This window comes from Kribbella sp. NPDC054772 (genome assembly GCF_053611945.1).
In genome coordinates this window covers 108,203-130,971 of sequence record NZ_JBSHBJ010000007.1, presented here as the reverse complement: position 1 = coordinate 130,971, position 22,769 = coordinate 108,203, and the positions used below count along the sequence as shown (strand labels likewise).

The 22,769-nt window shown below is 69.6% G+C and carries 23 protein-coding genes; 8 read left to right on the top strand and 15 right to left on the bottom strand.

Annotated features, from left to right (window positions below):
* The first annotated feature begins 49 nt into the window (after positions 1-49).
* The 4 genes from ACWGID_RS14400 (at position 50) to ACWGID_RS14385 (ending at position 5,714) form a co-directional block, all read left to right on the top strand.
* On the top strand, positions 50-790 hold the full coding sequence (locus ACWGID_RS14400; protein ID WP_452196918.1) for an SDR family NAD(P)-dependent oxidoreductase: 741 nt from the start codon (positions 50-52) through the stop codon (positions 788-790).
* Between the two features lie 354 nt (positions 791-1,144).
* Positions 1,145-1,930, top strand: coding sequence for an LLM class flavin-dependent oxidoreductase (locus ACWGID_RS14395; protein WP_452196917.1), 786 nt, complete (start codon positions 1,145-1,147; stop codon positions 1,928-1,930).
* A gap of 64 nt (positions 1,931-1,994) precedes the next feature.
* Positions 1,995-2,999, top strand: coding sequence for a LacI family DNA-binding transcriptional regulator (locus tag ACWGID_RS14390; protein WP_452196916.1), 1,005 nt, complete (start codon positions 1,995-1,997; stop codon positions 2,997-2,999).
* Between the two features lie 42 nt (positions 3,000-3,041).
* Positions 3,042-5,714 carry a glycogen debranching protein gene (locus tag ACWGID_RS14385; protein ID WP_452196915.1) on the top strand — a complete coding sequence of 891 codons (2,673 nt, stop codon included), beginning with the start codon at positions 3,042-3,044 and terminating at the stop codon, positions 5,712-5,714.
* 435 nt (positions 5,715-6,149) lie between these two features.
* Here the strand turns inward: ACWGID_RS14385 and ACWGID_RS14380 are convergent, their stop codons facing one another.
* The 10 genes from ACWGID_RS14380 to ACWGID_RS14335 all read right to left on the bottom strand — a co-directional run bounded on the left by ACWGID_RS14380 (position 6,150) and on the right by ACWGID_RS14335 (position 13,833).
* Entirely contained in the window at positions 6,150-6,920 is a 771-nt protein-coding gene (locus ACWGID_RS14380) for a hypothetical protein (RefSeq protein ID WP_452196914.1), read from the bottom strand.
* Positions 6,917-7,822, bottom strand: a complete 906-nt coding sequence (locus tag ACWGID_RS14375; RefSeq protein ID WP_452196913.1) for an ATP-binding cassette domain-containing protein — start codon at positions 7,820-7,822, stop codon at positions 6,917-6,919. Before ACWGID_RS14375 ends, ACWGID_RS14380 begins: the two co-directional genes overlap by 4 nt.
* Positions 7,822-8,181 (bottom strand): GntR family transcriptional regulator, encoded by a 360-nt coding sequence (locus ACWGID_RS14370; protein ID WP_452196912.1) that lies wholly within the window; start codon positions 8,179-8,181, stop codon positions 7,822-7,824. Before ACWGID_RS14370 ends, ACWGID_RS14375 begins: the two co-directional genes overlap by 1 nt.
* Positions 8,182-8,240: 59 nt before the next feature.
* A complete protein-coding gene (locus ACWGID_RS14365) occupies positions 8,241-8,966 on the bottom strand; it encodes a GOLPH3/VPS74 family protein (protein WP_452196911.1) in 726 nt (241 codons plus the stop codon).
* The gene (locus tag ACWGID_RS14360; RefSeq protein ID WP_452196910.1) at positions 8,959-9,168 is read right to left on the bottom strand and encodes a hypothetical protein; all 210 of its coding nucleotides are present in this window, start codon (positions 9,166-9,168) and stop codon (positions 8,959-8,961) included. Before ACWGID_RS14360 ends, ACWGID_RS14365 begins: the two co-directional genes overlap by 8 nt.
* A gap of 2 nt (positions 9,169-9,170) precedes the next feature.
* Complete coding sequence (locus ACWGID_RS14355) at positions 9,171-10,082, bottom strand: SPFH domain-containing protein (protein WP_452196909.1); 912 nt, start codon at positions 10,080-10,082, stop codon at positions 9,171-9,173.
* 90 nt (positions 10,083-10,172) lie between these two features.
* Positions 10,173-10,871, bottom strand: a complete 699-nt coding sequence (locus ACWGID_RS14350) for an aminotransferase class IV (RefSeq protein WP_452196908.1) — start codon at positions 10,869-10,871, stop codon at positions 10,173-10,175.
* A complete protein-coding gene (gene pabB / locus ACWGID_RS14345) occupies positions 10,864-12,222 on the bottom strand; it encodes an aminodeoxychorismate synthase component I (RefSeq protein ID WP_452196907.1) in 1,359 nt (452 codons plus the stop codon). The genes ACWGID_RS14350 and pabB overlap by 8 nt, the downstream gene beginning before the upstream one ends.
* A gap of 42 nt (positions 12,223-12,264) precedes the next feature.
* Entirely contained in the window at positions 12,265-13,044 is a 780-nt protein-coding gene (locus tag ACWGID_RS14340; protein ID WP_452196906.1) for a class I SAM-dependent methyltransferase, read from the bottom strand.
* A gap of 75 nt (positions 13,045-13,119) precedes the next feature.
* Positions 13,120-13,833, bottom strand: coding sequence for a metal-dependent transcriptional regulator (locus ACWGID_RS14335; protein ID WP_452197088.1), 714 nt, complete (start codon positions 13,831-13,833; stop codon positions 13,120-13,122).
* 51 nt (positions 13,834-13,884) lie between these two features.
* Between ACWGID_RS14335 and ACWGID_RS14330 the strand changes: the two genes are divergently transcribed.
* From ACWGID_RS14330 to ACWGID_RS14315, 4 genes are all read left to right on the top strand, one after another.
* Positions 13,885-15,201 carry a cryptochrome/photolyase family protein gene (locus tag ACWGID_RS14330; RefSeq protein ID WP_452196905.1) on the top strand — a complete coding sequence of 439 codons (1,317 nt, stop codon included), beginning with the start codon at positions 13,885-13,887 and terminating at the stop codon, positions 15,199-15,201.
* 72 nt (positions 15,202-15,273) lie between these two features.
* Positions 15,274-15,666: a GntR family transcriptional regulator gene (locus ACWGID_RS14325; RefSeq protein ID WP_387652797.1), complete on the top strand. Its 393-nt coding sequence runs from the start codon at positions 15,274-15,276 to the stop codon at positions 15,664-15,666.
* Positions 15,663-16,541, top strand: a complete 879-nt coding sequence (locus tag ACWGID_RS14320) for an ABC transporter ATP-binding protein (RefSeq protein ID WP_452196904.1) — start codon at positions 15,663-15,665, stop codon at positions 16,539-16,541. Before ACWGID_RS14325 ends, ACWGID_RS14320 begins: the two co-directional genes overlap by 4 nt.
* On the top strand, positions 16,538-17,587 hold the full coding sequence (locus tag ACWGID_RS14315) for an ABC transporter permease subunit (RefSeq protein WP_452196903.1): 1,050 nt from the start codon (positions 16,538-16,540) through the stop codon (positions 17,585-17,587). The genes ACWGID_RS14320 and ACWGID_RS14315 overlap by 4 nt, the downstream gene beginning before the upstream one ends.
* Here ACWGID_RS14315 and ACWGID_RS14310 read toward each other — a convergent pair.
* Genes ACWGID_RS14310 through ACWGID_RS14290 form a run of 5 tightly spaced genes read right to left on the bottom strand, consistent with a single transcriptional unit; the run spans position 17,553 to position 22,641 of the window.
* Positions 17,553-18,794, bottom strand: a complete 1,242-nt coding sequence (locus ACWGID_RS14310) for an APC family permease (RefSeq protein WP_452196902.1) — start codon at positions 18,792-18,794, stop codon at positions 17,553-17,555. The two genes, ACWGID_RS14315 and ACWGID_RS14310, sit on opposite strands and share 35 nt — an antisense overlap.
* On the bottom strand, positions 18,794-19,630 hold the full coding sequence (locus ACWGID_RS14305) for a class II fructose-bisphosphate aldolase (protein WP_452196901.1): 837 nt from the start codon (positions 19,628-19,630) through the stop codon (positions 18,794-18,796). The genes ACWGID_RS14310 and ACWGID_RS14305 overlap by 1 nt, the downstream gene beginning before the upstream one ends.
* Before the next feature lie 13 nt (positions 19,631-19,643).
* Positions 19,644-20,558, bottom strand: coding sequence for a 1-phosphofructokinase family hexose kinase (locus ACWGID_RS14300; protein ID WP_452196900.1), 915 nt, complete (start codon positions 20,556-20,558; stop codon positions 19,644-19,646).
* A complete protein-coding gene (gene nagA, locus ACWGID_RS14295) occupies positions 20,546-21,676 on the bottom strand; it encodes an N-acetylglucosamine-6-phosphate deacetylase (RefSeq protein WP_452196899.1) in 1,131 nt (376 codons plus the stop codon). Before nagA ends, ACWGID_RS14300 begins: the two co-directional genes overlap by 13 nt.
* Positions 21,673-22,641: an ROK family protein gene (locus ACWGID_RS14290; RefSeq protein ID WP_452196898.1), complete on the bottom strand. Its 969-nt coding sequence runs from the start codon at positions 22,639-22,641 to the stop codon at positions 21,673-21,675. Before ACWGID_RS14290 ends, nagA begins: the two co-directional genes overlap by 4 nt.
* Positions 22,642-22,769: the final 128 nt, after the last annotated feature.

Genomic DNA, 22,769 nt, shown 5'->3' with positions numbered 1-22,769 from the left:
TGGCGGATTCTCGCCAGCTTCGTGGAGCGTCGGGCGGTGAGATTGAAACATGAACGAACTACTGGGCAAGAAGGCATTGGTGACCGGCGGCAGCCGTGGGATCGGCGCGGCGACCGCCGTCGCGCTGGCGGAGCGCGGCGCCGATGTCGCGATCACGTACAGCACATCCGCGGACGCCGCGGCGACGGTGGTGAAGGAGATCGAGGGGCTGGGACGGCGCGGGTTCGCGTTCGCGGTCGACGCGGGAGACGCGGTCGCGGCGGCGGACGGCGTACGGCGAGCCGCGGAAACCCTTGGTGGGTTGGACATTCTGGTCAACAACGCGGGCGTCGGGGCGATCGCGCCGATCTCGGACATCTCGTTGGACGACCTCGATCGGGTGCTGGCCGTCAACGTGCGGGGCGTGTACGCGACCACGCAGGCCGCCGTACCGCTGCTGTCCGACGGCGCGCGCCTGATTCACGTCGGAAGCTGCGCCGCCGAGCGGGTCACGTCTCCCGGCATGACGCTCTACGCGATGAGCAAGTCCGCGTTGACCGGCCTCAGCAAGGCACTCGCCCGCGAGCTGGGCGCCCGCAACATCACGTCGAACGTCGTCCAACCCGGCCCTACCGACACCGACATGAACCCGTCCGACGGCCCGTACGCGGCGGCACAGATCGCCGACCTCGCCCTCAACCGCTTCGCCACCCCGGCCGAAGTAGCAGCCGCCATCACCTACCTGGCCGGCCCCACCGCCGCCTACATCACCGGCACCGAACTAACCATCGCCGGCGGCCACACCGCCTAACCCCAACACGCCTCCGGTCCCGCCGCGAGGACATGAATCACGGCGTACCGAACAACGGGTAGTGCGGCACCCCCAGCAGTGCACCTGAGCGTGACCCCAGCCCCACGCACGGCCTCTCACCCACTCACTACCCGTTCTTCCGCACCACGCCACACCCGGAGCCCGCACCCCACGCGCCGAGTGCCGGCAGAGCGCGCGGCGTACCGAAGGACGGGTAGTGCGGGCCCCGCTGGTGCGGCTGAGCGGTGGGGCGGGCGGTGTGCGCGGCGTGTCGTGGGTGTACTACCCGTTGGTCTGCACGGCGCGACCGTGAATCCGTGATGGTTGGTCGGTGGGTGGGGCTAGCGTCGGGGTGTGAAATTCTCGGTGACGGTTGGGGCGGTGGGGGCCGGGCGGGATCCGCGGGGGTTGGCGGAGCTTGCTCGGGTTGCGGAGGACGCTGGGTGGGACGGGGTGTTTCTCGAGGACTATCTGGTCTATCAGGGGGACGCCTCGCAGCCGACCTACGATCCCTGGATCTGTTTGGCGGCTATGGCGGTGGCGACCGAGCGGATCCGGATCGGGACGACGGTGACGCCGTTGCCGCGGCGGCGGCCGTGGAAGGTGGCGGCGGAGGCGGTGGCGCTGGATCACCTGTCCGGCGGCCGGATGATTCTCGGGGTCGGGATCGGGGACCCGGGCGACCCGTTCCTGGAGGGCAGGAGCCCGAAGGTGTTGGCGGAGATGCTGGACGAAGGGCTCGACCTGATCGACCAACTCTGGACCGGCCGGCCGGTGAGCTTCGACGGGCAGCACTACACGCTGACCGACGCGCAGCTCACCGCGCGGCCGGTGCAGCAGCCGCGGATCCCGATCTGGGTCGGAGGCAACTTTCTCGTGCCTAGTGTCCGGCGGCGGATCCTGCGCTGGGACGGCTCGTGCGCATACAAGGGCAGCACCGCCGCGCCCCAGCCGATCACTCCGCAGGACGTGCTCGACCTCAGAGAGGACGGCGCCGTGGACGTCAAGGTGAGTGGTGGCGACCCGGCAGCCTTCGCCGAAGCGGGCGCCACCTGGTGGGGTCGGTGGATCGCGCCGATGAGCGTCGAGGACACGCTCGCGCATGTGCGGTTGGGACCACCCGGCGCTCTGAGGCGTTGACAGCGGGGCGGGCGCGGGGGAAACTGCGGATGTTTTTAACGTTCAAACGTTCGCGGGAGGCTGTGTGGCTACGTTGAAGCAGGTGGCTGCTCACGCCGAGGTGTCCGTGCAGACCGTGTCGAACGCGCTGAACGCACCGCACCGGCTGCGTCCGGACACGCTCGAGCGGGTGAACCGGTCGATCGAACTGCTCAACTACCGCCCGAATCGGAACGCGCGCAGTCTCCGGACCAGTGCCGTCGAGCTGATCGGGTACTGCGTGCCGAACTGGCCGAACCAGACGCATCTGGTGATGGACCAGTTCCTGCACGCCCTCTGCGCCGCCGCGGAACGCACCGGCCGGCACATCCTGCTCTTCACCGCGCCACCCGGGGTCGACGGCATGCCGACGTACGACGACCTGCACGCGCGGCGGCTCGTCGACGGGTTCGTGTTGTCGCAGACCGAGACGCGCGATCCCCGGCACGGTTGGCTGAAGGACCAGGACATCCCGTTCGTCAGCTTCGGCCGGGTCTGGAAAGAGACCACGCAACCCGGTCCGTGGGTGGACGTCGACGGCGCGGCCGGATCCGCGCTGGCGGTAAAGCACCTGTACGAGACCGGCCGCCGGCGGATCGCGTTCCTCGGCTGGCCGAAGGCGTCGGGTCTCGGCGAGGACCGGATCGGTGGCTGGCGGACCGAGTGCAAGACGCTCGGGCTACCGACCACCGGGTTGGCCGTCCGCTGTCGTGACGACAGCATCGACGAGGGTGCCCGCGGTACCGCGAGCCTGCTCGATTCCGGCCAGGAGATCGACGGGATCGTTGCCCTGAGCGACATTCTCGCGCTGGGCGCACTCCGCGAACTGACCCGCCGCGGCCTGACCGCCGGCCGGGAGATCGGCGTCACCGGCTTCGACGACTCGCCGCTCGCGGACGTCGTCTCCCCCGGCCTGACCAGCTTCCGGCAACCGATGGACCAGATCGCCGAAGAGCTGATCGCCATCCTCACCGGGCCCGGCGACGGGATGCCGGCCGAACGTCTGCTGCAGCCAGAACTGGTGATCAGGGGCAGCTCCGCCCCTGGCTGATCCGGCGCTGCTCCCCGGGCGCCGCGACAAGGAGGAACCGCCATGACTCCGCATCCGACCAACCGAAGTAGCTCCCCACCCCGCAGATCGGTACGCCGGGCCGCCGGCATCGCGCTGCTCGCCACCGCCACCGTCCTGGCCGGCGGCGCCTCAGCCCTCGCCGGCCCCACCGTCGACACCAACACCGGCGCCTCCAACAACACTGCCGCAGCCACGACCGCGGCCGCGGGCGGGGCGTCCGAGCTCTCCGAGACGACCCGTCTCCAGGACCGACGTTCGCTGGTCGTCGGCGACCGCGCGTACGCGATGGGCGACGAGTCCGGCCTCTACCCCGCCTCCGGCTGGCACGTCCGCGGTGAGATGGGCGGCTTCTGGACCCAGCCGATCAAGCTCCTCGACGGCCTCTGGTTCGGCCTCGACGGGAACTGGCTCGGCAAGCAAATGCCCGCCGCGAAGTACACCAGCGGTCACGGCTACAGCCGGATCGACTACTCCGGTGCCGTGAACGTCCGCCGTACCGATTTCGTCCCGGACGGGATCCGGGCGACGCTCGTCGGGCTCACGCTCAGCTCCAGTACGGCGAAGACGGTCAAGCTCGACGTCGACGCGCACTCCGAGCTGATGCAGTCCTACCCGTGGGACTGGACGACGCCGAGCGCGAAGGACGCGAACCTTCCCGACACCGGTGACTTCGTCGACGGTGCGCTCCGGTTCCGCGAGCAGGGCACCCCGGCGTACCCGAACGCGCCCGCCCACGACTACGCCGCGTTCGTCGGATCGTCCCTGCATCCGACGGGCTACCAGCCTGGTCCGGACCATCGCGGCCCGCAGGACCCGGCGGTGATCTGCCCGAAGGACGGTACGACGCCCGCGCGGTGCGACGACTCGTTGACCGGCAAGGGCACCGGCGGCCGGCTCACGTACGACGTCCCGCTCGCTGCGGGTGAGCAGAAGACGATCTGGTTCGCGGTCGCCGGCTCCGATGAGGGCAGCCAGGCGGCGCAGCGCGAGTACGGGAAGGCACTGAGCAATCCCGAGAAGTTGCTGCGGGCAAAGAGTGCCGCGCGGCAGCAGGTCGACGCACAGTCCGCGGTGGACCTGCCTGGTGACCGGCTACTGCAGCGCAGCGTCGAGTGGAGCAAGCAGAACCTCGCGGACTCGGTGCAGCAGGCCAACAACCTGCAGATCCGCGACGTCAACGAAGGCAAGGACTTCCCGGCACCGGCCGGGAAGGTACAGACCGCGCGCTGGTTCGGCGCCGGCTTCCCGGACTACCCGTGGCTGTTCGCGACCGACGGTGAGTACACCGCGTTCGCAGCGGTCGCGGCCGGTCAGTTCGACACCGTGAAGGAACACCTGCGCGCGCTCCGCGACGTCAGCGAGATCCTGAACAAGCGCAGCGGCAAGGTCGCGCACGAGGTCACCCCGAACGGCTCGGTGTACTACGGCTCGAACCAGAGCGCGGGTAACACCGACGAGACGGTGAAGTTCCCGAGCACGGTCGCGCTGCTGTGGCGGTGGACCGGCGACGACAAGTTCCGCGACGAGATGTACGACTTCAGCGTCCGGAACCTGCAGTACGTGTACCGCGAACTCGACAAGGACGGCGACGGCTGGCCCGAGGGTCTCGCGAACGTCGAGCGCACCGGCATGGGCGTCGAGAAGCTCGACAGCACCGTGTACCTCGCCCGCGGGCTGCGCGACCTCGCCGACCTGGCCGCGTCGAAGCACGACATCAAGACCGAGCAGTGGGCGACCGGCAAGGCGAACGACCTCGAGTCCCGCTTCGAAGCGCAGTGGTGGGTCCAACAGGCCATGGGGTACGCCGATTCCGTCGACGACCCCGCCAACCCGGCCAACGACAACACGCCGATCTTCCAGCGGCACTGGATCGGTGTCACGCCGATGGAGTCGGTGCTCACCCGTCCGGGTCAGCCGGCCTCGCCACTCGCGTCGAAGGAGCACGCGAACACCGCACTCGACCAGCGGGAGAAGCCCTGCTACACGGGCGAGTTCGGCCTGTTCCACACCGGCACCGGGCCGACCTCGGACCCCGCCGGCAACCCCGGCGCGTCCTGCGACGGCGTGGTGTCGCAGGTGAAGAGCGAGCGCAGCATCTTCGGTCTCAACACCTCGATCATGGCCGTTGCGGAAGGCAACTTCGGACGGCTCGGCACGAAGCAGCAGCAGGTCTACACGACCGGCAACGCGCGGATCCAGCTCGACCCGTCGGTCTGGGAGACCCCGGGCGCGATGCCGGAGATCGCGCCGTCGCCGGACTCCCCGGCGAACATCGGCCGGCCGTTCTACGACCGCTCGATGACACTGCAGGCCTGGGGTGCGTACGGCATCCTCTGGCCGGTGATCCACCAGCAGCTCGGCGTCGATCCCGATCTCGGGCACGGGCGGATCGCCGTCGTACCGCAGCTTCCGCAGGGCCAGCCGAAGGTGGCCGGGAGCAACATCCGGGTCGGTCAGGGATCCGTCGATGTGTCGCAACGCCTTGCAGGTAAGGAGTTGTCGACCGATGTGACCGTCAAGGGTGTCGGTGCCGACGTCACGGTCGGCGCGGTGCTGCCGTCCGGGGCGAAGGTGAAGAGCGTGGCGGTCAACGGCCACGCGGCGCAGTACAAGCTGGTCACGACCAGCCGTGGGACGCAGGTGCAGGTGCCCGCGCAGGGTGCGCGCACCACGCTGGCGATCACTCTCGGCTGAGCCGCGAACGACCCGAGCCGGCCGGTGCACATCCGTTCTGTGCATCGGCCGGCTCTGTTGTGTCGCCATCCGGAACTACTGGGTTCCGTTACACACAAAGAAAGATGGCAAACAGACGGCGGGGCCCCTCCGGGTATGAGTCGGAGGGGCCCGCACCAGCTGAAGGAAGGGATGACGTCTCCAGCTTCCCGATACGGGTCCGTGGTGGCCGGCAGACCCCGTCACCGGTCTACCTCGGTGGGGATCCCCACCGCGAGGGGCCCTCGGTTTCCGATCGACCCGCCACTCCTTCCGAAGTCGCGTGCCGCTATTTCTACGCCCGACCACACGGTCGGCACAAGCCTTTCCTGAGAACAGTTTCAGTCGTCCACAGTGATTGGTCAGCCATCCACAGAAATGCTCCGAGTTATGCACACCCCCTGTGCATAACGTGTCTTAGCCCTTAGCGGGTTTGAGGGCCATCGGCTCCAGAACGCGATATCCGGCGTACACACCGAGCGCGCTGACCACGAGGACGGACGGGATGGCGACTGCGAGCGGTGGGCGGTGATAGCCGGCGTTGTTGAGGATGTCCGCGAGCCACTGCGCGACGAGCAGCAACTCGGCCGCCGCCGCGGGCAGCACCGCGAGCGGCAGCATCAGCACGCCGAGCCAGAAGCCGAACCGGACGAACGTGATGCCGAGCAGCCAGCCCGCCACCTCGTGCGACAGGATCAGCAGGAAGAATTCGGCGAACACCAGACCGACCTGCGACGTACTGGTGAACAGGTGCGGGTTGTTGAGCTTGTCGGGCCAGCCCTGCCACGCGTACAACGCGTGCTCGAGCTGGTAGGCCAGCACCCACAGCAACGAGGTCGCGGCCGCAGCGCCGGTGAGGTAGATGCCGGCGGCAAAGGAGTACATCCGGCGGGTGACGCCTTGCGCGACGAACAGCGCGAAGAACGCCGGGGTGAGCGTGATGCCGATCGCCATTGAGAAGTACTTCGGGGACTGGGTGCCGTAGTCCCACATGCTGCTGGTGACGCCGCTGGTCGCCCACTGGATGACGATCCCGACGACCAGGAACGCGACCAGCATCACCGCCCAGTAGCCGACCAGCATCTGCAGCATGCCGCGCGTCATCGCGAGCAGGACTTGTTTCAAACGCTGCCCGTCGGTGACGCCCCGAGGCATCGCGGTGCGTTCCATCGCCGTACCGGTGCTCATGAACGGGCTCCTGCCGGGGCGGTGAGGTGGACGAAGAGGTCCTGCAGACCGACTGGGCCGATCTCCAGGCCGGCGTCGGTCGCCTGCGCGAGCAGCGCCGGATCGAGATCGCCGAGCACCGTGGTGGACTTGGTGCCGCCGAGACGCTCTTCCGCGAGCACGGTGAAGCCGGCGGTGAACGCGTCGACCGCGGCGGCCGGGCCGACGATCGAGGCGCCGCGACCGCGGAGCGCATCCACGGGCGACTGCGTGACGAGTCGGCCGTTGTCCAGGATCACGACCTCTTCGAGCATCGCGCTGACCTCGCTGACCAGATGCGTCGAGAGCACGATCGTCCGCGGGACCTCGGCGTAGTCGGCGAGCAGCGCGTCGTAGAACAGGTGCCGGGACGGGACGTCCATCCCCAGGTAGCTCTCGTCGAAGATCGTCAGCGGAGCCCGGCTGGCAAGCCCGAGCACGACGCCGAGCGCCGACTTCTTACCGCGGGAGAGCTTCTGGATCTTCTTGTTCAGCGGTACTTCGAAGCGGTCCAGGAGTTCGCCGGCGAGTTCAGCGTCCCAGTATGGCCGCAGCGCCGCTGCGAGTTCCAGCACGCGTTTGGCGGGCACCGGGTCCGGAAGATCTCCGGACTCGCGGATCAGGCAGACCCGGCTGGTGACGACCGCGTTCTCGTACGGCTCCTGGGCCGCGCCGAGATCGCCGCCCTCGATCAGCACCCGTCCCCCGTCCGGCCGGCGGAACCCGGCCAGGATCGCGGCGAGCGTGCTCTTGCCGGACCCGTTCCGGCCGAGCAGCCCGTGGATCTTTCCGGGCGCCAGCCGCAGATCGAGCCGGTCGAGTGCCGGCGTACCGGCGAAGTGAACCGAGAGATCCTCGGTCCGGACGGTCAGGGCGGTGGTCATCAGGTGTCACCCCACGTGCGGATGTGCTGGAGGACGTCGGCCACCGGGATGCCGATGGCCTTGGCCTCGCGGATCATCGGGTCGACGACGTCGGCGAAGAACGAGTCGCGGCGGCCGGTGCGGAGCAGGTCGCGGGCGTTCGGTGCCACGAACATGCCGATCCCGCGCTTCTTGTACAGGATCCCGTCGTCGACCAACTGGGCGAAGCCCTTGGCCGCGGTCGCCGGGTTGATCCGGTAGAAGGCGGCGTACTGGTTGGTCGACATCACCTGCTCGTCCTCGGCCAGCGCGCCGGTCACGATGTCGTTCTTGATCTGATCCGCGATCTGCAGATAGATCGGGCTGCGATCGTCGAACACCCACCCCACCTCCTTCCTCGGTTCATTACCTGAGTGCTGAACCATAGCGGCGAACAGGGTCATCCCGCGGCCGAGTACTGCGTCTGCTGCAGCGACCTCTTCAACGCCGGTACGACGGGACCGACGCGGACCGCGAGTTGCGCCAGCCGATCCTTGTGCCGCGCCTTCTGTTCCTTGGTGACGACCGTGCGCAGATCCGCGGTGGACGCGAGTACGACGACCGACGCGTCGCGCAGGTCCACTCGGGAGACGAGGCGAGACGCTCGCAATGTGTCGCGGGCGCTCTCGAGGAGTTGGCGACGTACCAACGGGTGGCGGACGGTGACGCGGTCGGCCGGGATGATGCCGAGGATGCGGTGCGGCTCGACCCTGATCAGGTGGGCGCGGGCGAGCTCGTCGCGCACGTGGCGCACGGTGGCACCCGGCCGCCGGTCGATCCAGTGCCGCCAGCGCCGCGGGCCGACCGCGCGCAGCTCCTGGAGCACCGCGGCGAGGACCGGATCCGCAGGAGCCGGTGCCGTCGTCACTCGCGCTCGGCCGTTGTCGTCCTCGAGGTTCCCGGCGAACTGCAGATCCACGAGCACCGCTGCGCGGAGGAGTTTCCCGAGCTTCGAGCGAGCGCTCAGCCGCCCTCGCTGCGGATCGTAGGCGAGCAAGAAAAGCCTTGCCGCCAAGGACTCCGGCGGCTTTGCGTTGCCTAGCGCAACTACCTTCCGGGTGGTCCGTGGTTGCCTTGCCAGACCCCGGGGACCGCGCGGCTCCGCGATCGCTGACTTCCTACTCATCGGCTTCCTCCTTCGACGGGCGGCCGGGGCGACGGAGTTTGCCCACGCCGGACGGCAACCGGCCGGCTTCGGCCAGGGCCCGGCGGAGCAGGTACTCGATCTGGGCGTTGGTGCTGCGGAGGTCGTCGGCCGCCCACCGGGCCAGCGCGTCGTGCACCACGGGATCCAGCCGGAGCAGGATCTTCTTGCGGTCGACTGCCACGATTACTGGTAGAGCGAGCCGGTGTTCAGGACAGGCTGGGCGTCCCGATCACCACAGAGGACGACCATCAGGTTGCTCACCATCGTCGCCTTGCGCTCCTCGTCCAGCTCGACCACCTCGTGCTCGGACAGCCGGTCCAGCGCGAGCTCGACCATGCCGACCGCGCCCTCGACGATCCGCTGCCGGGCCGCGACGACCGCGCCCGCCTGCTGACGGCGGAGCATCGCCTGCGCGATCTCCGGCGCGTACGCGAGGTGGGTGATCCGGGACTCGATCACCCGGACGCCGGCCGCGTGCACCCGCGCGCCGATCTCCGCGGACAGCTTCTCGGTGATCTCGTCGGTGCTGTCCCGCAGCGACAGGACGTCGTCGTCGGAGTGCACGTCGTACGGATAGCTGTTGGCGATGTGCCGGACCGCGGTCTCGGTCTGGATCGCGACGAACTCGACGAAGTCGTCCACCTCGAACAGCGCCTGCGCGGTGTCCTCGACCTGCCAGACCACCACCGCGGCGATCTCGATCGGGTTGCCGTCGGCATCGTTGACCTTGGCAACCGCCGTCTCGTGGTTGCGGATCCGGGTCGAGACCTCGCGGCGGGTGGAGATCGGGTTCACCCAGCGCAGCCCGTCGGTGCGCAGCGTCCCGGCGTACCGCCCGAGGATCTGCAGCACCCGCGCCCGCCCGGGCGAGACCGCCGTCAGGCCCGCGGCGACGATCACACCGGCCACGAACAGCACCACGCCGAGCGTGACCATCCCGCCGTGCCCGTTCGCGATCCCGAACGCGAACTGCACCACCGCGGCGATCAGCACCAGCAACGCCACGACCGCCACCGGCCAGCCATTCACATCCCAGGCCTTCCGCTCGGTCACCTTCGGCGCCGGCATCTCCACCACACCATCCACGTCCACCATCACCCGCTCCTCTCGAATAGCTCGAAGGTAGCAAAGTGATATCACATTTTCAAGCGAGAGCTGCCCCCACGCTTGGTGGGTTCTCGGGCGTTACGGGAGGCGGGCGGCGAGGGTGTCGAGGTGGGTCTGCCAGACGGTGGCGTGCGAGTTCGGGAGCGGGTCGATGGCCGACGGGCCCCAGGCGTGGACGGGGCGGATGCCGTGCAGGGCGTTCAGGAGCCAGGCCTCGGTGGTGTCGCGGAGGGCGTCGGGGGTGATCGGGTGTTCGGAGGTCTCGACGCCCTGCGCAGTGGCGATCTGGCGGAGGAGACGAGCGGTGACCGACGGGAGGAGCGGGCGGTCGGACGGCGGGAAGCAGAGGGTGTCGTCCTCCCACCAGGCGACCGCGGAGTACGCCGCCTCGAGCACGGTCCCGTCGCTGTCCAGCAACAGGATCTCGTCGGCGCGGTCGGGTGCCGCCTCCTTCAGCTTGCCCAGCAGTTCCAGGTCGGGACCCTTGACCCGTGGCGCCGTCCGCGGATCGGGACCGTCGTGTACGGCGACCCGCACCCGCCCGCCGATCGGTGGCGCCGGCCGAAGCTGGACCGCGAGCTCGCCCGACGCCTTCAGCTCGAACCGCGGGAACCACCGGCCGAACCCGGGCAACCGCCCGATCTGCTCGTCCCAGAACCGATCCGCGGACACCCCGGCCGCGGCGCAGGACCGGACGAACCGGTCCCGATGCAGCTCCAGTCCCCGGACCTTCCCGTTCGCCACCAGAAACGAGTCCGCCACCAGCAGATCACTCATGTCCCCCGCCTTTCCCGCCGACAGCCGCCGTTGCCTTCAGCACCATTTCGTCGTACTCCGCGACCGGATCGGAGTCAAGCACGATCGCACCCCCGGCGCCGATCACGGTCTCGTCCGGAGTCAGTACCGCCGTCCGGATCACCACGCTCAGGTCCGCGCGCCCGTCCACGGTCAGGTAGCCGAGCGCCCCGGCGTACACGCCCCGCGCGCTCCACTCGAGTTCGTCGATGATCTGCATCGTGCGGATCTTCGGCGCCCCGGTCATCGACCCCGGCGGGAAACACGCCCGGACCGCGTCCACCGCGGTCACCCCGGACCGCAGCCGGCCGCGGACGGTCGTCACCAGCTGATGCACGGTCCGGTAGCTCTCGACCTCCATCAGCTGCGGCACGTTCACGGTGCCCGGCTCGCTGACCCGGCCGAGGTCGTTGCGGATCAGGTCGACGATCATCAGGTTCTCGGCGCGGGTCTTGTCGTCCTCGGCGAGTGTCTTCGCGGCGAGCTGGTCCTGCGCCGGGTCGAGGTCCCGCGGTGCGGTGCCCTTGATCGGGCGGCACTCGGCCCAGCCGTCCGCGTCGACGGTCAGGAAGCGCTCCGGCGACGAGCTCGCGACCGCGAGGTCGCCGTAGCGCAGGAAGGCGGCGTACGGCGCCGGGTTCGCGGACCGTTGCCAGCGGAAGAACTCGAACGGGTCCTGGACCGCGGGCAGCCGGACCCGGTTCGTCAGGTTCACCTCGTAGGTCTCGCCGGCCTCGAGCTCGGCGAGAACGCGCGCGATCCCGGCCAGGTACGTCGCGCGGTCCTGTTCGAGGTGCGATTCGAGGTCCAGCCGGGCGATCGCTGGTTGGTCCACCGACCCCATCCACCAGTCGGCGGCGGCCTCCTCGGCGCGGTCCAGCCAGTCCTCCCCGGCGCCGGGGAGGTCGAGCGCGACGAGCCAGGTGCGATCTCGGTCGTGGTCGATGACGACGAACCGGTTCGCCCAGATCCACAGGGCGTCGGGCGTCGGCGACTCGTGAGCGGTCACTCCCCCGGTGAGCGCCTTCAGCTCGTAGCCGAAGTACCCGACGTAGCCGCCGCAGAACAGGCCGGCCAGCTCGGCCGGCGGTTCTCCGGCGCGCGCCGCCAGCAACTCGTCGAGCTCAGCGAACACGTCGCCGTCGGAAACATCCCGGGTGATCACCTCGGCACCGGCGCTCGTCCCGAGGACGGAGACGCGGCGCGGCACCCGGTCGGTCAGGCTGCCGTCGAGCCAGAACGCGACCGGTTCAGCGGCCAGCAGTTCGCGGTAGACCGTCTCACCGTCGAGCGCCCGGTCGAGCGTCCGGACAGACCAGCGCAGCGCACTCACAGGCACACGGTACCGACCGCGCGCTGCGGATGGACCCGGTGATCAGGAGACGGTCAGTGCCACCTTGGTGCGCATCGCCGTGATCCGGCGGATCGGGATCGCGACCTCGAGCCCGTCCTTCGACTCCGCACGGTCCGCGAGCCAGGCCGCGGCGGTGTCCCGCCGTACGTCGGGTGTTCCTGGGAGGTACAGCGCGTTCACCAGCCGGAGGGCGTCCTCGCGGCTGCGGATCGTGTACACGTATCGCTCGCGCTGGCTCTCCATCACGTGGAACCCGGCGTGCTTGAGCTGGTCCTTCAGCTCGGTGATCTCGCCACCGGCCGGGAACTGCGGCGTCGACCGCAGCCGCGTGGTGAGACCGCTCAGCGTCCGGATGTCCCCGCGCCGCAGTGGGCGGACGGCGGGCACGATCGCCGCCAGTACGCCGCCACGCCGCAGTACCCGGGCCGCTTCGGCGAGCACCTCGGGCAGCGGCTGCAGGACCATCAGGCCCATAGAGCAGGTGACGACGTCGAAGACCTCGTTCGCGAACGGCAGGTGCAGCGCGTCCGCCTGCACCTTCGGTCCGGGCGCCCCGGAGAGCTGGGCCGGGTTGTTGTCGACCCCGACCACCCACCGCCCGTACAGCTCGCGCGCCACCGGACCGTTACCGCAGGCCAGGTCGAGCACTCGGCGCGCCTCACCGGACACCGCGCGGACAAGCCAGCGGTACGGCGTGTGATCACCCGCCACCGCGCGGGACAGCAACGCCTCGGTGCTACCCGGCGCTGAGGTGTGGAACTCCCGCAGGTACTGCGGCCAATCAACTGGATTCTCTGACATCGCGGTCCGACGCTACCCGCTGGCAACCCGGCGTACCTCGTTGGGTGCGCAGCGTTAACGCAGTGTTGACCTCTCTCAGACCCGGCTGACGAAGATGTGGCCGGCGGTCTCGTCGCTGATCACACCACCGGCTTCGCGGCTGCCGACCAGGACACCCTCGGCGTCCAGGGTCGAGTCGACCTCACGACCGGGCAACGCACCGGCCTTACGCAGCACCGCCATCGCGCCGTCGTCGGTCTGCACCGGCTCGGCGATCCGGCGGACCAGTACCCGCACGCTCTCACCGGTGGCCGTGTCGAGCACCTGGTCGAGCGGCTCGACGCCGATCCGGAAGTCCTCGATCCCGCTGGCCTGGCTGCTGGTCTGCAGCTCCTCCAACCCCGGGATCGGGTTGCCGTACGGCGATTCGGTCGGGTTGCCGAGGAGCTGGAGCAACCGCAGCTCGACGGCGTCGCTCATCACGTGCTCCCAGCGGCAGGCCTCGGCGTGCACGTCCTCCCACTCGAGCCCGATCACGTCGACCAGCAGCCGCTCGGCCAAGCGGTGCTTGCGCATCACCCGGACCGCCTGCTTGCGACCGACGTCGGTGAGCTCGAGGTGCCGGTCACCTTCGACCTTGATCAGACCGTCCCGCTCCATCCGCGCGACCGTCTGACTGACGGTCGGGCCGGACTGGTGCAACCGTTCGGCGATCCGTGCCCGCAGCGGCACGATGCCTTCTTCTTCGAGCTCGTAGACGGTCCGCAGGTACATCTCGGTGGTATCGATCAGGTCGCTCACGACAACCATTCTCACCTATGTAGGCAAGCCTCACCCAATTTCGCTGGGTACAGGCGGAGGATGGGCCCAGTGACAGCAGTGATGTGGTTTCGGCGAGACCTCCGGTTGACGGACAACCCCGCGCTCCTGGACGCGGTGAACGCGGGCGACGGACGGGTGCTGGGCGTGTTCGTCCTGGATCCGTTGCTGTGGGGGCGGTCCGGCGACCCACGCCGCGAGCACCTGGCCGGGTCGCTGCGGGCGCTGTCGGCGGCGATGGACGGCCGGCTGGTGGTGCGGCAGGGCGATCCGGCCACCGTGATCCCGGAGATCGCGGCGGAGATCGAGGCGGCGAGTGTGCATATCAGCGCGGACTACGCGCCGTACGGACAACAGCGCGACGAAAAGGTTGAAGCCTCATTGAAGTGTCCGTTGGTGCGCACGGGGTCGCCGTACGCGATCGCGCCCGGGCGGGTGCTGAACCAGCAGGGCCGGTCGTACCTGGTGTTCACGCCGTACTACAAGGCCTGGCTCGCGCACGGCTGGCGGCAGCCGGTCGAGGCGCCCGCGAAGGTGACGTGGGTGAGCGTGGATGGCGAGAAGCTTCCGGAAGGTACGGCGGACGGTGCCGGCGAGAACGCGGCGCGCGAGCACTGGCACGAGTATCTGGACAGCGTCGGCGAGTACGACGACCAGCGCGACCGCCCCGACCTGGACAGCACCTCGCGGATGTCGATCCCGTTGAAGTGGGGCGAGCTGCATCCGCGGACGATGCTCGCCGACCTGGCCCGCAAACGCAGCGACGGCGCGCAGGCGTACGGCCGCGAACTCGCCTGGCGGGAGTTCTGCGCCGATCTCCTGGCGCGCTACCCGCAGGCGGCGTGGAAACCGCTGCGGTCCGAGTTCGAGAAGATGCAGTACGACGAACCCGACGAACTGTTCGACGCCTGGCGCGCGGGCCGCACCGGCTTCCCACTCGTCGACGCGGGGATGCGGCAGCTCGCCGAGACCGGGTTCATGCACAACCGGGTCCGGATGGTCGTCGCGTCGTTCCTGGTCAAGGACCTGCATGTGCACTGGAAGTACGGCGCCCGCTGGTTCATGCAGTCGCTGTACGACGGTGACCTCGCCTCGAACTCGCTGAACTGGCAGTGGGTGGCCGGCTGCGGCGCGGACGCGGCGCCGTACTTCCGGATCTTCAACCCGATCACGCAGGGGCTGAAGTTCGACCCGCAGGGCGACTACGTCCGGCGCTGGATCCCCGAACTGCGCGGGCTCGCGGGCAAGAAGGCGCACGAGCCGTGGAAGCACGGCGGCGCCGACGGCTACCCGGACCAGGTCGTCGACCACGGCGAGGCCCGCCACGAATCCCTCCGCAGGTACGAAGCCATCCGCTGATCCACCGCGCTCTTGACGCGGCGCTTGCCCATACACCTATAGTGCTAGGTAACTAGATGAATGGGGTTATGGATGATCGAGTTCCATCTGGACGGGCGGTCGGGGGTGTCGCCGTACCAGCAGATCGTGCAGCAGGTCCGGAACGCGTTGCGGCTCGGACTGCTGCGGGAGGGTGATCAGCTGCCGACCGTGAAGGACGTCGTGGCGGCGTTGGCGATCAACCCGAACACGGTGCTCAAGGCGTACCGCGAACTCGAGCACGAGGGCCTGGTGCAGGCCCGGCCGGGGCGCGGCACGTTCGTCACCCGCACGCTCACCGACAACTCGCTGGCCGCCCACGGCCCGCTCCGCCAGGACCTCCGCCGCTGGCTGGCCAAGGCACGCAAAGCAGGCCTCGACGACGAAAGCATCGAGGCGCTGTTCCTGACCACCTTTCGGTCCGCCGCTCAGGAGGACATAGCTTGAACACCGTTCTGCAAGCTCAGGGGCTGGGGAAGAAATACGGGCGGCGCTGGGCGCTGACCGATTGTGAGCTGGAGGTGCCGGCCGGGCACGTGGTGGGGCTCGTGGGGCCCAACGGCGCCGGTAAGAGCACGTTGCTGAATCTGGCGGTCGGGATGATCACGCCGAGCGCCGGAGCCGTCGAAGTACTGGGGGCACCGGCCGGGACACAGCAGGCGAAGGTCGGGTACGTCGCGCAGGACACGCCGACGTACGCGCGGTTGAGTGTCGCCGACCACCTGCGTCTCGGTGCGCGACTGAACCCGGCGTGGGACGAATCCCTTGCCCAGCAACGGATTCAGAACCTGAAACTGGACCCGAAGCAGCGCGCCGCCCGGCTGTCCGGTGGTCAGCGCGCGCAGCTCGCACTGACACTCGGGCTGGCGAAACAGCCCGACCTGCTCATCCTCGACGAACCGGTCGCTGCGCTCGATCCACTCGCGCGCCGGGAGTTCCTGCAGGACCTGATGGAGGCGGTCGCCGAGCAGGAGCTGAGCGTCCTCCTGTCCTCGCACCTGGTCTCCGACGTCGAACGTGCCTGCGACTACCTGATCGTCCTCGTCGACTCGCGCGTGCAGGTCAGCGGCGAGATCGACACGCTGCTCGGCACGCACTTCCGGCTCGTCGGTCCGCGGCGTGACCAGAAGGACCTGCCGAAGGACCAGTACGTGGTGACCGCGAGCCACACCGACCGGCAGTCGACGTACCTGATCCGGACCGACCAGCCGATCCTCGATCCGGCCTGGACGGTCACCCAACTCACGCTCGAGGACCTGGTACTGGCCTACATGGGCCGCGACGTCCAGCCCGAGCGCCCGGTTCTGGAGGTACAGCGATGATCTGGCTGACCTGGCGGCAGTTCCGCGTCCAGTTCGTGGTCGTCGCCGCCGTCATCGTCGCGGCCGCGATCTTCCTCGCCGCGACCGGACCGAGTCTGCTCGACGACTACCACCGACTGACCGACGGCTTCATCCAGAGCCTCGGCTACCAACGCCTCAATCCGGCGCTCTACCGCGTCGGCGAGGTCCTGCTGTACGCCGTTCCGCCGGTGATCGGTGCGTTCTGGGGCGCGCCGATGATCGCCCGGGAGCTCGAGACCGGTACGCATCGGCTGGTGTGGAGCCAGAGCATCTCGCGGCGGCGCTGGCTCGCGACGAAGCTCGGCGTGACCGGACTGTCCGCGATCGCGATCACCGGGTTGCTCAGTCTCGCGGTCACCTGGTGGTCCGACCCGATCGACGACGCGATCAACGCGGGCCAGGACTCGAACACCTACCTGCCGCGAATGTTCCCACCGATCTTCTCCGCCCGCGCCCTGGTCCCGGTCGGGTACGCCGCGTTCGCGTTCGCGCTGGGAGTCGCGGTCGGGCTGGTGGTACGCCGTACCGTGGTCGCGCTCGCGGTGACGCTCGCGGCGGTGATCCTCGTGCAGGTGGTGACCCCGATGTTCATCCGGCCGCATCTGCTCGCGCCGACGGACAAGTACATTGTCGCGACCGCGGAGAACGTTCGCGGATTCGGGCTCAGTGGGGACGGGCCGACCCCACAGGTGCAGATGATGGAGGTCGCGACCGGAGCAGTCGGTGCCTGGAAGCTGTCCGACGACACCGTCGACAAGTCGGGTCACAAGGTGGGCATCCTGCCGTCGTGGGTGATGAACTGCGCGCCCGCGCCGCCGCCGGGGCTGAACCAGCAGCCGACGACTCCCGCCGACCGGAACGCGTGTTTCCAGCGGCTCGCCGACGAGGGGTACCGGCAGCACGTCAGGTACTTCACCGCGGATACGTTCTGGGCGTTGCAGTGGCGCGAGTTCGGGCTGTTCTTCGCGCTGGCGTTGGTGCTCTGCGGGTTCAGCTTCTGGCGGATCCGGCGCGACGTGTCGTGAAGCGCCGGGCCACCAGCCCGACAACCAGAACGCCGGCGGCCGCGACCGCCGACACCCACGGGAGCGTGACCGCGAGCACGACACAACCGGTCAGGCCGACCACGTTCACGAGGCGCGGCCAGCGGCGCTGATCGGCCGGCTGGGCGAAGGCGGAGGCGTTCGCGATCGCGTAGTACAGCAGGACGCCGAACGAGGAGAAGCCGATCACGCCGCGCAGATCGGTCGTGAGGACGAGGATGCCGACCACCACGGCGAGCGCGAGCTCGGCGTGGTGCGGCACCTGGTACCGAGGATGGACGGCGGCCAGCCAGCGGGGCAGGTCGCGGTTGCGGGCCATCGCGAGCGCAGTGCGGCCGATGCCGGCGATCAAGGCGAGCAGGGCGCCGAGGCTGGCGAGCGCGGCACCGATCCGGACGATCGGCAGCGCCCACACCGCACCGACGTTGTCGAGCGCGGCCACGAAGGGCGCCGCGGCCGCCGCGGGATCACTCACCCGGAGCAGCGCCACCGCGACGACCAGGTAGATGCCAACAGCAACAGTCAGCGCGATCGTCACCGCGCGCGGGATGGTCTTCGCCGGTTCGCGGACCTCCTCGCCCATGGTGGCGATCCGCGCATACCCGGCGAACGCGAAGAAGAGCAGTCCCGCCGACTGCAGAACGCCGTACGGCGAGGTCGCGGCGGCGGTGTGGTGGTGCGAGGGGTGGGTGAAGAGCGGGACGAGCACGATCGCGAGGATCACGAACGTGAAGGTGACGATGATCCTGGTGAGCTGCGCCGTTCGGGTGATGCCCCGGTAGTTCACGGCGGCCAACGCCAGCACCGCGGCGAGAGCGATCAGCCGCCGAAGCCAGCCGATGTCGGTCACGTACGTCGCGAACGTCAGCGCCATCGCTGCACACGAGGCGGTCTTGCCGATCACGAAAGACCAGCCGGCCGCGAACCCCCACCACTCCCCCAGGCGCTCGCGCCCGTAGACGTAGGTCCCGCCCGAGACCGGGTAGACCGCGGCGAGCTGCGCCGACGACGCCGCGTTGCAGTAGGCAACGACCGCCGCAATCACCAGACCGACCAACAGCCCGGCCCCGGCTGCGCGCGCCGCCGGCCCCCACACCACAAACACACCGGCCCCAACCATCGACCCCAGCCCGATCACGACGGCGTCCCCGAGACCGAGACGCCGCGCGAGACCGGGCTGGCCGGACATCAGACGGCTTTCAGGACACTCAGCAGGCGGGCGACCTCGGTGGCGACCGTGTCGCGGGCCGGGCCCAGGTACTTGCGGGTGTCGACGAGCTTCGGGTTCTCGGCGAGGACCTGGCGGACCTTGTCGGTGAAGACGTTGTTGAGGTGCGTCGCGATGTTCACCTTCGTCATACCGGCCTCGACCGCCCGGGTGAGGTCCGGGTCCGCGACGCCGGACGAGCCGTGCAGGACCAGCGGGACCGCGACGGCCTCGTGCAGTTGAGTGATCAGGTCGAAGTCGAGGGTCGCCGTACGCTCGGTCATCGCGTGCGAGGAGCCGACGGCGACCGCGAGCGCGTCGACGCCGGTCGCCTCGGCGAACGCGACGGCCTCGTCCGGACGGGTCCGGGCGCCGGGCGCGTGTACGCCGTCCTTCCCACCGACCTCACCGATCTCGGCCTCCACGAAGACACCGTGGTCGTGGCAGTACTTCGTCACCTCGGTGGTCGCCGCGACGTTGTCGTCGTACTCGAGCTTGGAGCCGTCGTACATCACCGACGTGAAGCCGAGCGTGACGGCTTCGGTGACCAGGTCGCGGTCCATCGCGTGGTCGAGGTGGACGACGACAGGCACCGTCGCGGCGGCGGCCGCGGCGAGGGTCGCGACACCGATCGGCTTGAGCGCGCCGTGGTACTTCACCGCGTTCTCGCTGATCTGCAGGATCACCGGCGCACCGGCCTGCTCGGCGCCGGCGATCAACGCGGTCGCGTGCTCCAGCTGGATCACGTTGAACGCGCCGACACCACGACCGGCCTTAGCAGCGGCCAGCACAACTTCAGCCCCAGAAACCAACGGCATGAGGGAACTCCTTCTACTTAACGATGACCTGGGGTTGCCAGCGGCGGTATGCGGCCAGATCGATGTCTCCGGCAACGGGCGTCAGCACCGCGGCAGCGGACGCGGCGACAGCGGACTTGAGGACGACGGACCAGTCGGGCTCCGGCGACTCCGCGACCGCCGCGGCGACCACCGCCGTACACGCGTCGCCCGCGCCGGTCGGATTGCCACGCACGGTCTCGACCGGCAACGCCCGCCAGACGCCTTTCTTGCTCGCGGCAACCATCCCGCGCGGTCCGTCGGTGATCACTGCCGCGGTCGCACCGCGCGCGACCAGCTCGGACGCGCCTTCCTCGACCTCGACGTCACCCACCGCCGCTCGCAGCTCGGCCGCATTCGCCCGTACGACGGCGCCCGCGCCCGCGGCGGCCGTCAACGCGGCACCACCGGCGTCGATCACCGACAGTACGTCGTGATGGCGGGCCCGCACCGCGAGCTCGGCGTACGCATCGACCGGCAGACCCGGCGGCAAGCTCCCGGAACATGCCAGCACCGCCAGCCGTCCCCACGGCATCCGGTCGCCGAACGCGCGCCACTCGTCCGCGGTCACCGACGGCCCCGACTCGTTGAAGATCGTCGCGTCCCCGTCCACCCCGTTGACGACGGCGACGGTACGCCGAGTCTCGCCGGCGATCGGAGTGAGCAACGCGGTCAGCCCGGCGTCGAACAGCTCTTCGGCGACCAGCTCACCGGTGACCCCACCAACGAATCCGAGCACCAGCGCCTGATGCCCGAGAGTCGATGCGACCCTGGCGACGTTGACGCCCTTGCCGCCCGCGCGCCGGCGTACCTGCTGGACGCGGTGACTGCCGCCGACCACCAGTTCGTCGACGTCGTAGGTGACGTCCAGCGCCAGGTTGAGGGTGACGGTGCCGATCAGTCCAGCCATGATCCGGCCCGCATCACCTTCTGGACGGTGTACTCGGCATCCAGCAGCACCAGGTCCGCGCGCTTGCCGGTCTCGATCGAGCCCACGTCGTACCAGCCGAAGTTCTGCGCCGGGGTGGTGGAGGCCATCCGGGACGCGTCCACCAGCGAGACGCCGGCCTTGACCGCGTTGCGGTAGGCGACGTCCATGGTCAGCGTGCTGCCGGCGATCGAGTGCGTGCCGTGCGCGAGCGTCACCAGGCCGTCCTTGACGTCGACCTCGAGATCGCCGAGCTTGTACCGCCCGTCGGGCATCCCGGTCGCTTCCATCGCGTCGGTGATCAGCGCGATCCGGTGGACGCCGGCCGCGGCGAGCGCGACCCGGACCACCTGCGGGTCCAGGTGCATGCCGTCGTTGATCACCTCGAGCAGCAGTCGCTCGTCGTTCAGCGCGGCACCGACCGGACCGGGGTCGCGGTGGTGGAACGGCCGCATCCCGTTGAACAGGTGCGTCGCGACGGTCGCGCCGGCGTCGGCACCCGCGACCATCTGCTCGTACGTCGCGTCCGTGTGCCCGAGCGCGGCGACCGCGCCCGCGTCGACGACCTGACGGATCGCGTCCAGTCCGTTCTCCAGCTCGGGCGCGATCGTCACCATCTTGACCGCGTCGCTGAGCACCTTCGCCACGTCGTCCTTGAGCGGCGGCCGCAGCAGCGACGGCTCGTGCGCGCCACACCGCGCCGCGGACAGGAACGGCCCCTCGAGGTGCACGCCCGCGATCACGCCGTCCTCAAGCAGGTCCGCCAGGCAAGCGGTCTGCGAGACGAGTACGTCGAGCGGCGCCGTCACCAGGCTGGCCAGCGTGGTCGTCGTACCGTGCCTGCCGTGGAAGGCCGCGACCTTGCGGGCCTCCTCCGGATCGGTGGTCGAGTACGTCGACCCGCCGCCACCGTGGGTGTGGATGTCCACGAACCCCGGCACCACTGTCACGTCACCGAGGTCCTCGGGCCGCTTGCCGTCGGCCGGCATCCCCTCGGACCGGCGCCCGAACGCGCGGATGTCCTCGTCGACCACCTGGATCCAGGCGTTCTCCAGAACATCGTCCGGCGTCACCAACCGCCCCACGCGGTACGTCGTCATTCCTGGCCCTCCTCAGTGGCGCGGTCCCAGGCCATCTGTGCGGCGCCGAGCATGCCCGCTTCCTCGCCCAGTACGGCGGCGACGATCTCCGGCTCGCGCTGGAACGTGAGGCGCGCGTGCACACCCTCACGCAGCGGCTCCAACAGCGTCTCACCGGCGCCGATCAGACCGCCACCGATCGCGATCCGGGTCGGCGCGACGAGGGTCGTGTAGAGCACCAGCGCGTCGACGAGGGCGGCCAGCGCGTCCTGCCAGACCTGCGCGGCGTCGGGGTCACCGGCCGCCAGCAGCTCCATCACCTCGCGGGCACCGTCGACGGTCCGGCCGGTGCGAGCGGCGTACCGGCGGGCCAGCGCGGCGGCCGAGGCGACCGTCTCGAGACAGCCCCACTGGCCGCAGGCGCAGAGTTCCGCGGCGTCGCCGTGGATGAACTTCGAGTGGCCTAGCTCACCGGCGTACCCGTCGCCGCTGACCAGCGAGCCGTCGACGATCATCGCGGCCGCGATCCCGGTGCCGAGCGGGAGGAACATCGCGTTCGTGGTCCCGGCCAGGGCTCCCTGGCGCAGCTCGGCGTACCCACCGGCGCGGACGTCGTGAGCCAGCACGATGGGGACGTCGTCGCCGCCGGTCGCCTGGACCGCGGCCTTCAGCTCCGCGAGTACCGGCGTACCGACCCATTCCAGGTTCTCGGCGCCGACGGTGCCGTGCTCGGCGTCGATGACACCGGGCACCACGACCCCGATGGCACGCACCCGATGGCCTTCGGCCCTCGCCTTCTGGCCGAGCTCGACAACGGTCTCCAGCAACGCCTCGAGAATCCCGAGACCGCCGCCCCGAGGATCATCGGCAGGCTGCGGCGTCGGCCTGGTCTCGCGGTGCAGCAGGGCACCGTCGGCAGCGACCAGGCCGCATTTCATCCGGGTTCCACCGAGGTCGACGGCAACCACGACTTCACAGGGGTCCACGGAGCGCCATTATGCAGCGTTTCTGCCCCGCCCGAACATCCGTGAGCAAAACGCGGACAAATTCAGGCGGACCACTGTGCACGGTGGTCCGCGGAGCCGTGGGCATGGAAATCACGGCCCCGCGGACG

Coding starts and splice junctions, on each gene's coding strand:
- ACWGID_RS14400 (WP_452196918.1), top strand. CDS start 50: ATGAACGAACTACTGGGCAAGAAGGCATTGGTGACCGGCGGCAGCCGT.
- ACWGID_RS14385 (WP_452196915.1), top strand. CDS start 3,042: ATGACTCCGCATCCGACCAACCGAAGTAGCTCCCCACCCCGCAGATCG.
- ACWGID_RS14380 (WP_452196914.1), bottom strand. CDS start 6,920: ATGAGCACCGGTACGGCGATGGAACGCACCGCGATGCCTCGGGGCGTC.
- ACWGID_RS14375 (WP_452196913.1), bottom strand. CDS start 7,822: ATGACCACCGCCCTGACCGTCCGGACCGAGGATCTCTCGGTTCACTTC.
- ACWGID_RS14365 (WP_452196911.1), bottom strand. CDS start 8,966: ATGAGTAGGAAGTCAGCGATCGCGGAGCCGCGCGGTCCCCGGGGTCTG.
- ACWGID_RS14355 (WP_452196909.1), bottom strand. CDS start 10,082: ATGGTGGACGTGGATGGTGTGGTGGAGATGCCGGCGCCGAAGGTGACC.
- ACWGID_RS14350 (WP_452196908.1), bottom strand. CDS start 10,871: ATGAGTGATCTGCTGGTGGCGGACTCGTTTCTGGTGGCGAACGGGAAG.
- ACWGID_RS14340 (WP_452196906.1), bottom strand. CDS start 13,044: ATGTCAGAGAATCCAGTTGATTGGCCGCAGTACCTGCGGGAGTTCCAC.
- ACWGID_RS14335 (WP_452197088.1), bottom strand. CDS start 13,833: ATGGTTGTCGTGAGCGACCTGATCGATACCACCGAGATGTACCTGCGG.
- ACWGID_RS14330 (WP_452196905.1), top strand. CDS start 13,885: ATGGGCCCAGTGACAGCAGTGATGTGGTTTCGGCGAGACCTCCGGTTG.
- ACWGID_RS14325 (WP_387652797.1), top strand. CDS start 15,274: ATGATCGAGTTCCATCTGGACGGGCGGTCGGGGGTGTCGCCGTACCAG.
- ACWGID_RS14315 (WP_452196903.1), top strand. CDS start 16,538: ATGATCTGGCTGACCTGGCGGCAGTTCCGCGTCCAGTTCGTGGTCGTC.
- ACWGID_RS14310 (WP_452196902.1), bottom strand. CDS start 18,794: ATGTCCGGCCAGCCCGGTCTCGCGCGGCGTCTCGGTCTCGGGGACGCC.
- ACWGID_RS14305 (WP_452196901.1), bottom strand. CDS start 19,630: ATGCCGTTGGTTTCTGGGGCTGAAGTTGTGCTGGCCGCTGCTAAGGCC.
- ACWGID_RS14300 (WP_452196900.1), bottom strand. CDS start 20,558: ATGGCTGGACTGATCGGCACCGTCACCCTCAACCTGGCGCTGGACGTC.
- nagA (WP_452196899.1), bottom strand. CDS start 21,676: ATGACGACGTACCGCGTGGGGCGGTTGGTGACGCCGGACGATGTTCTG.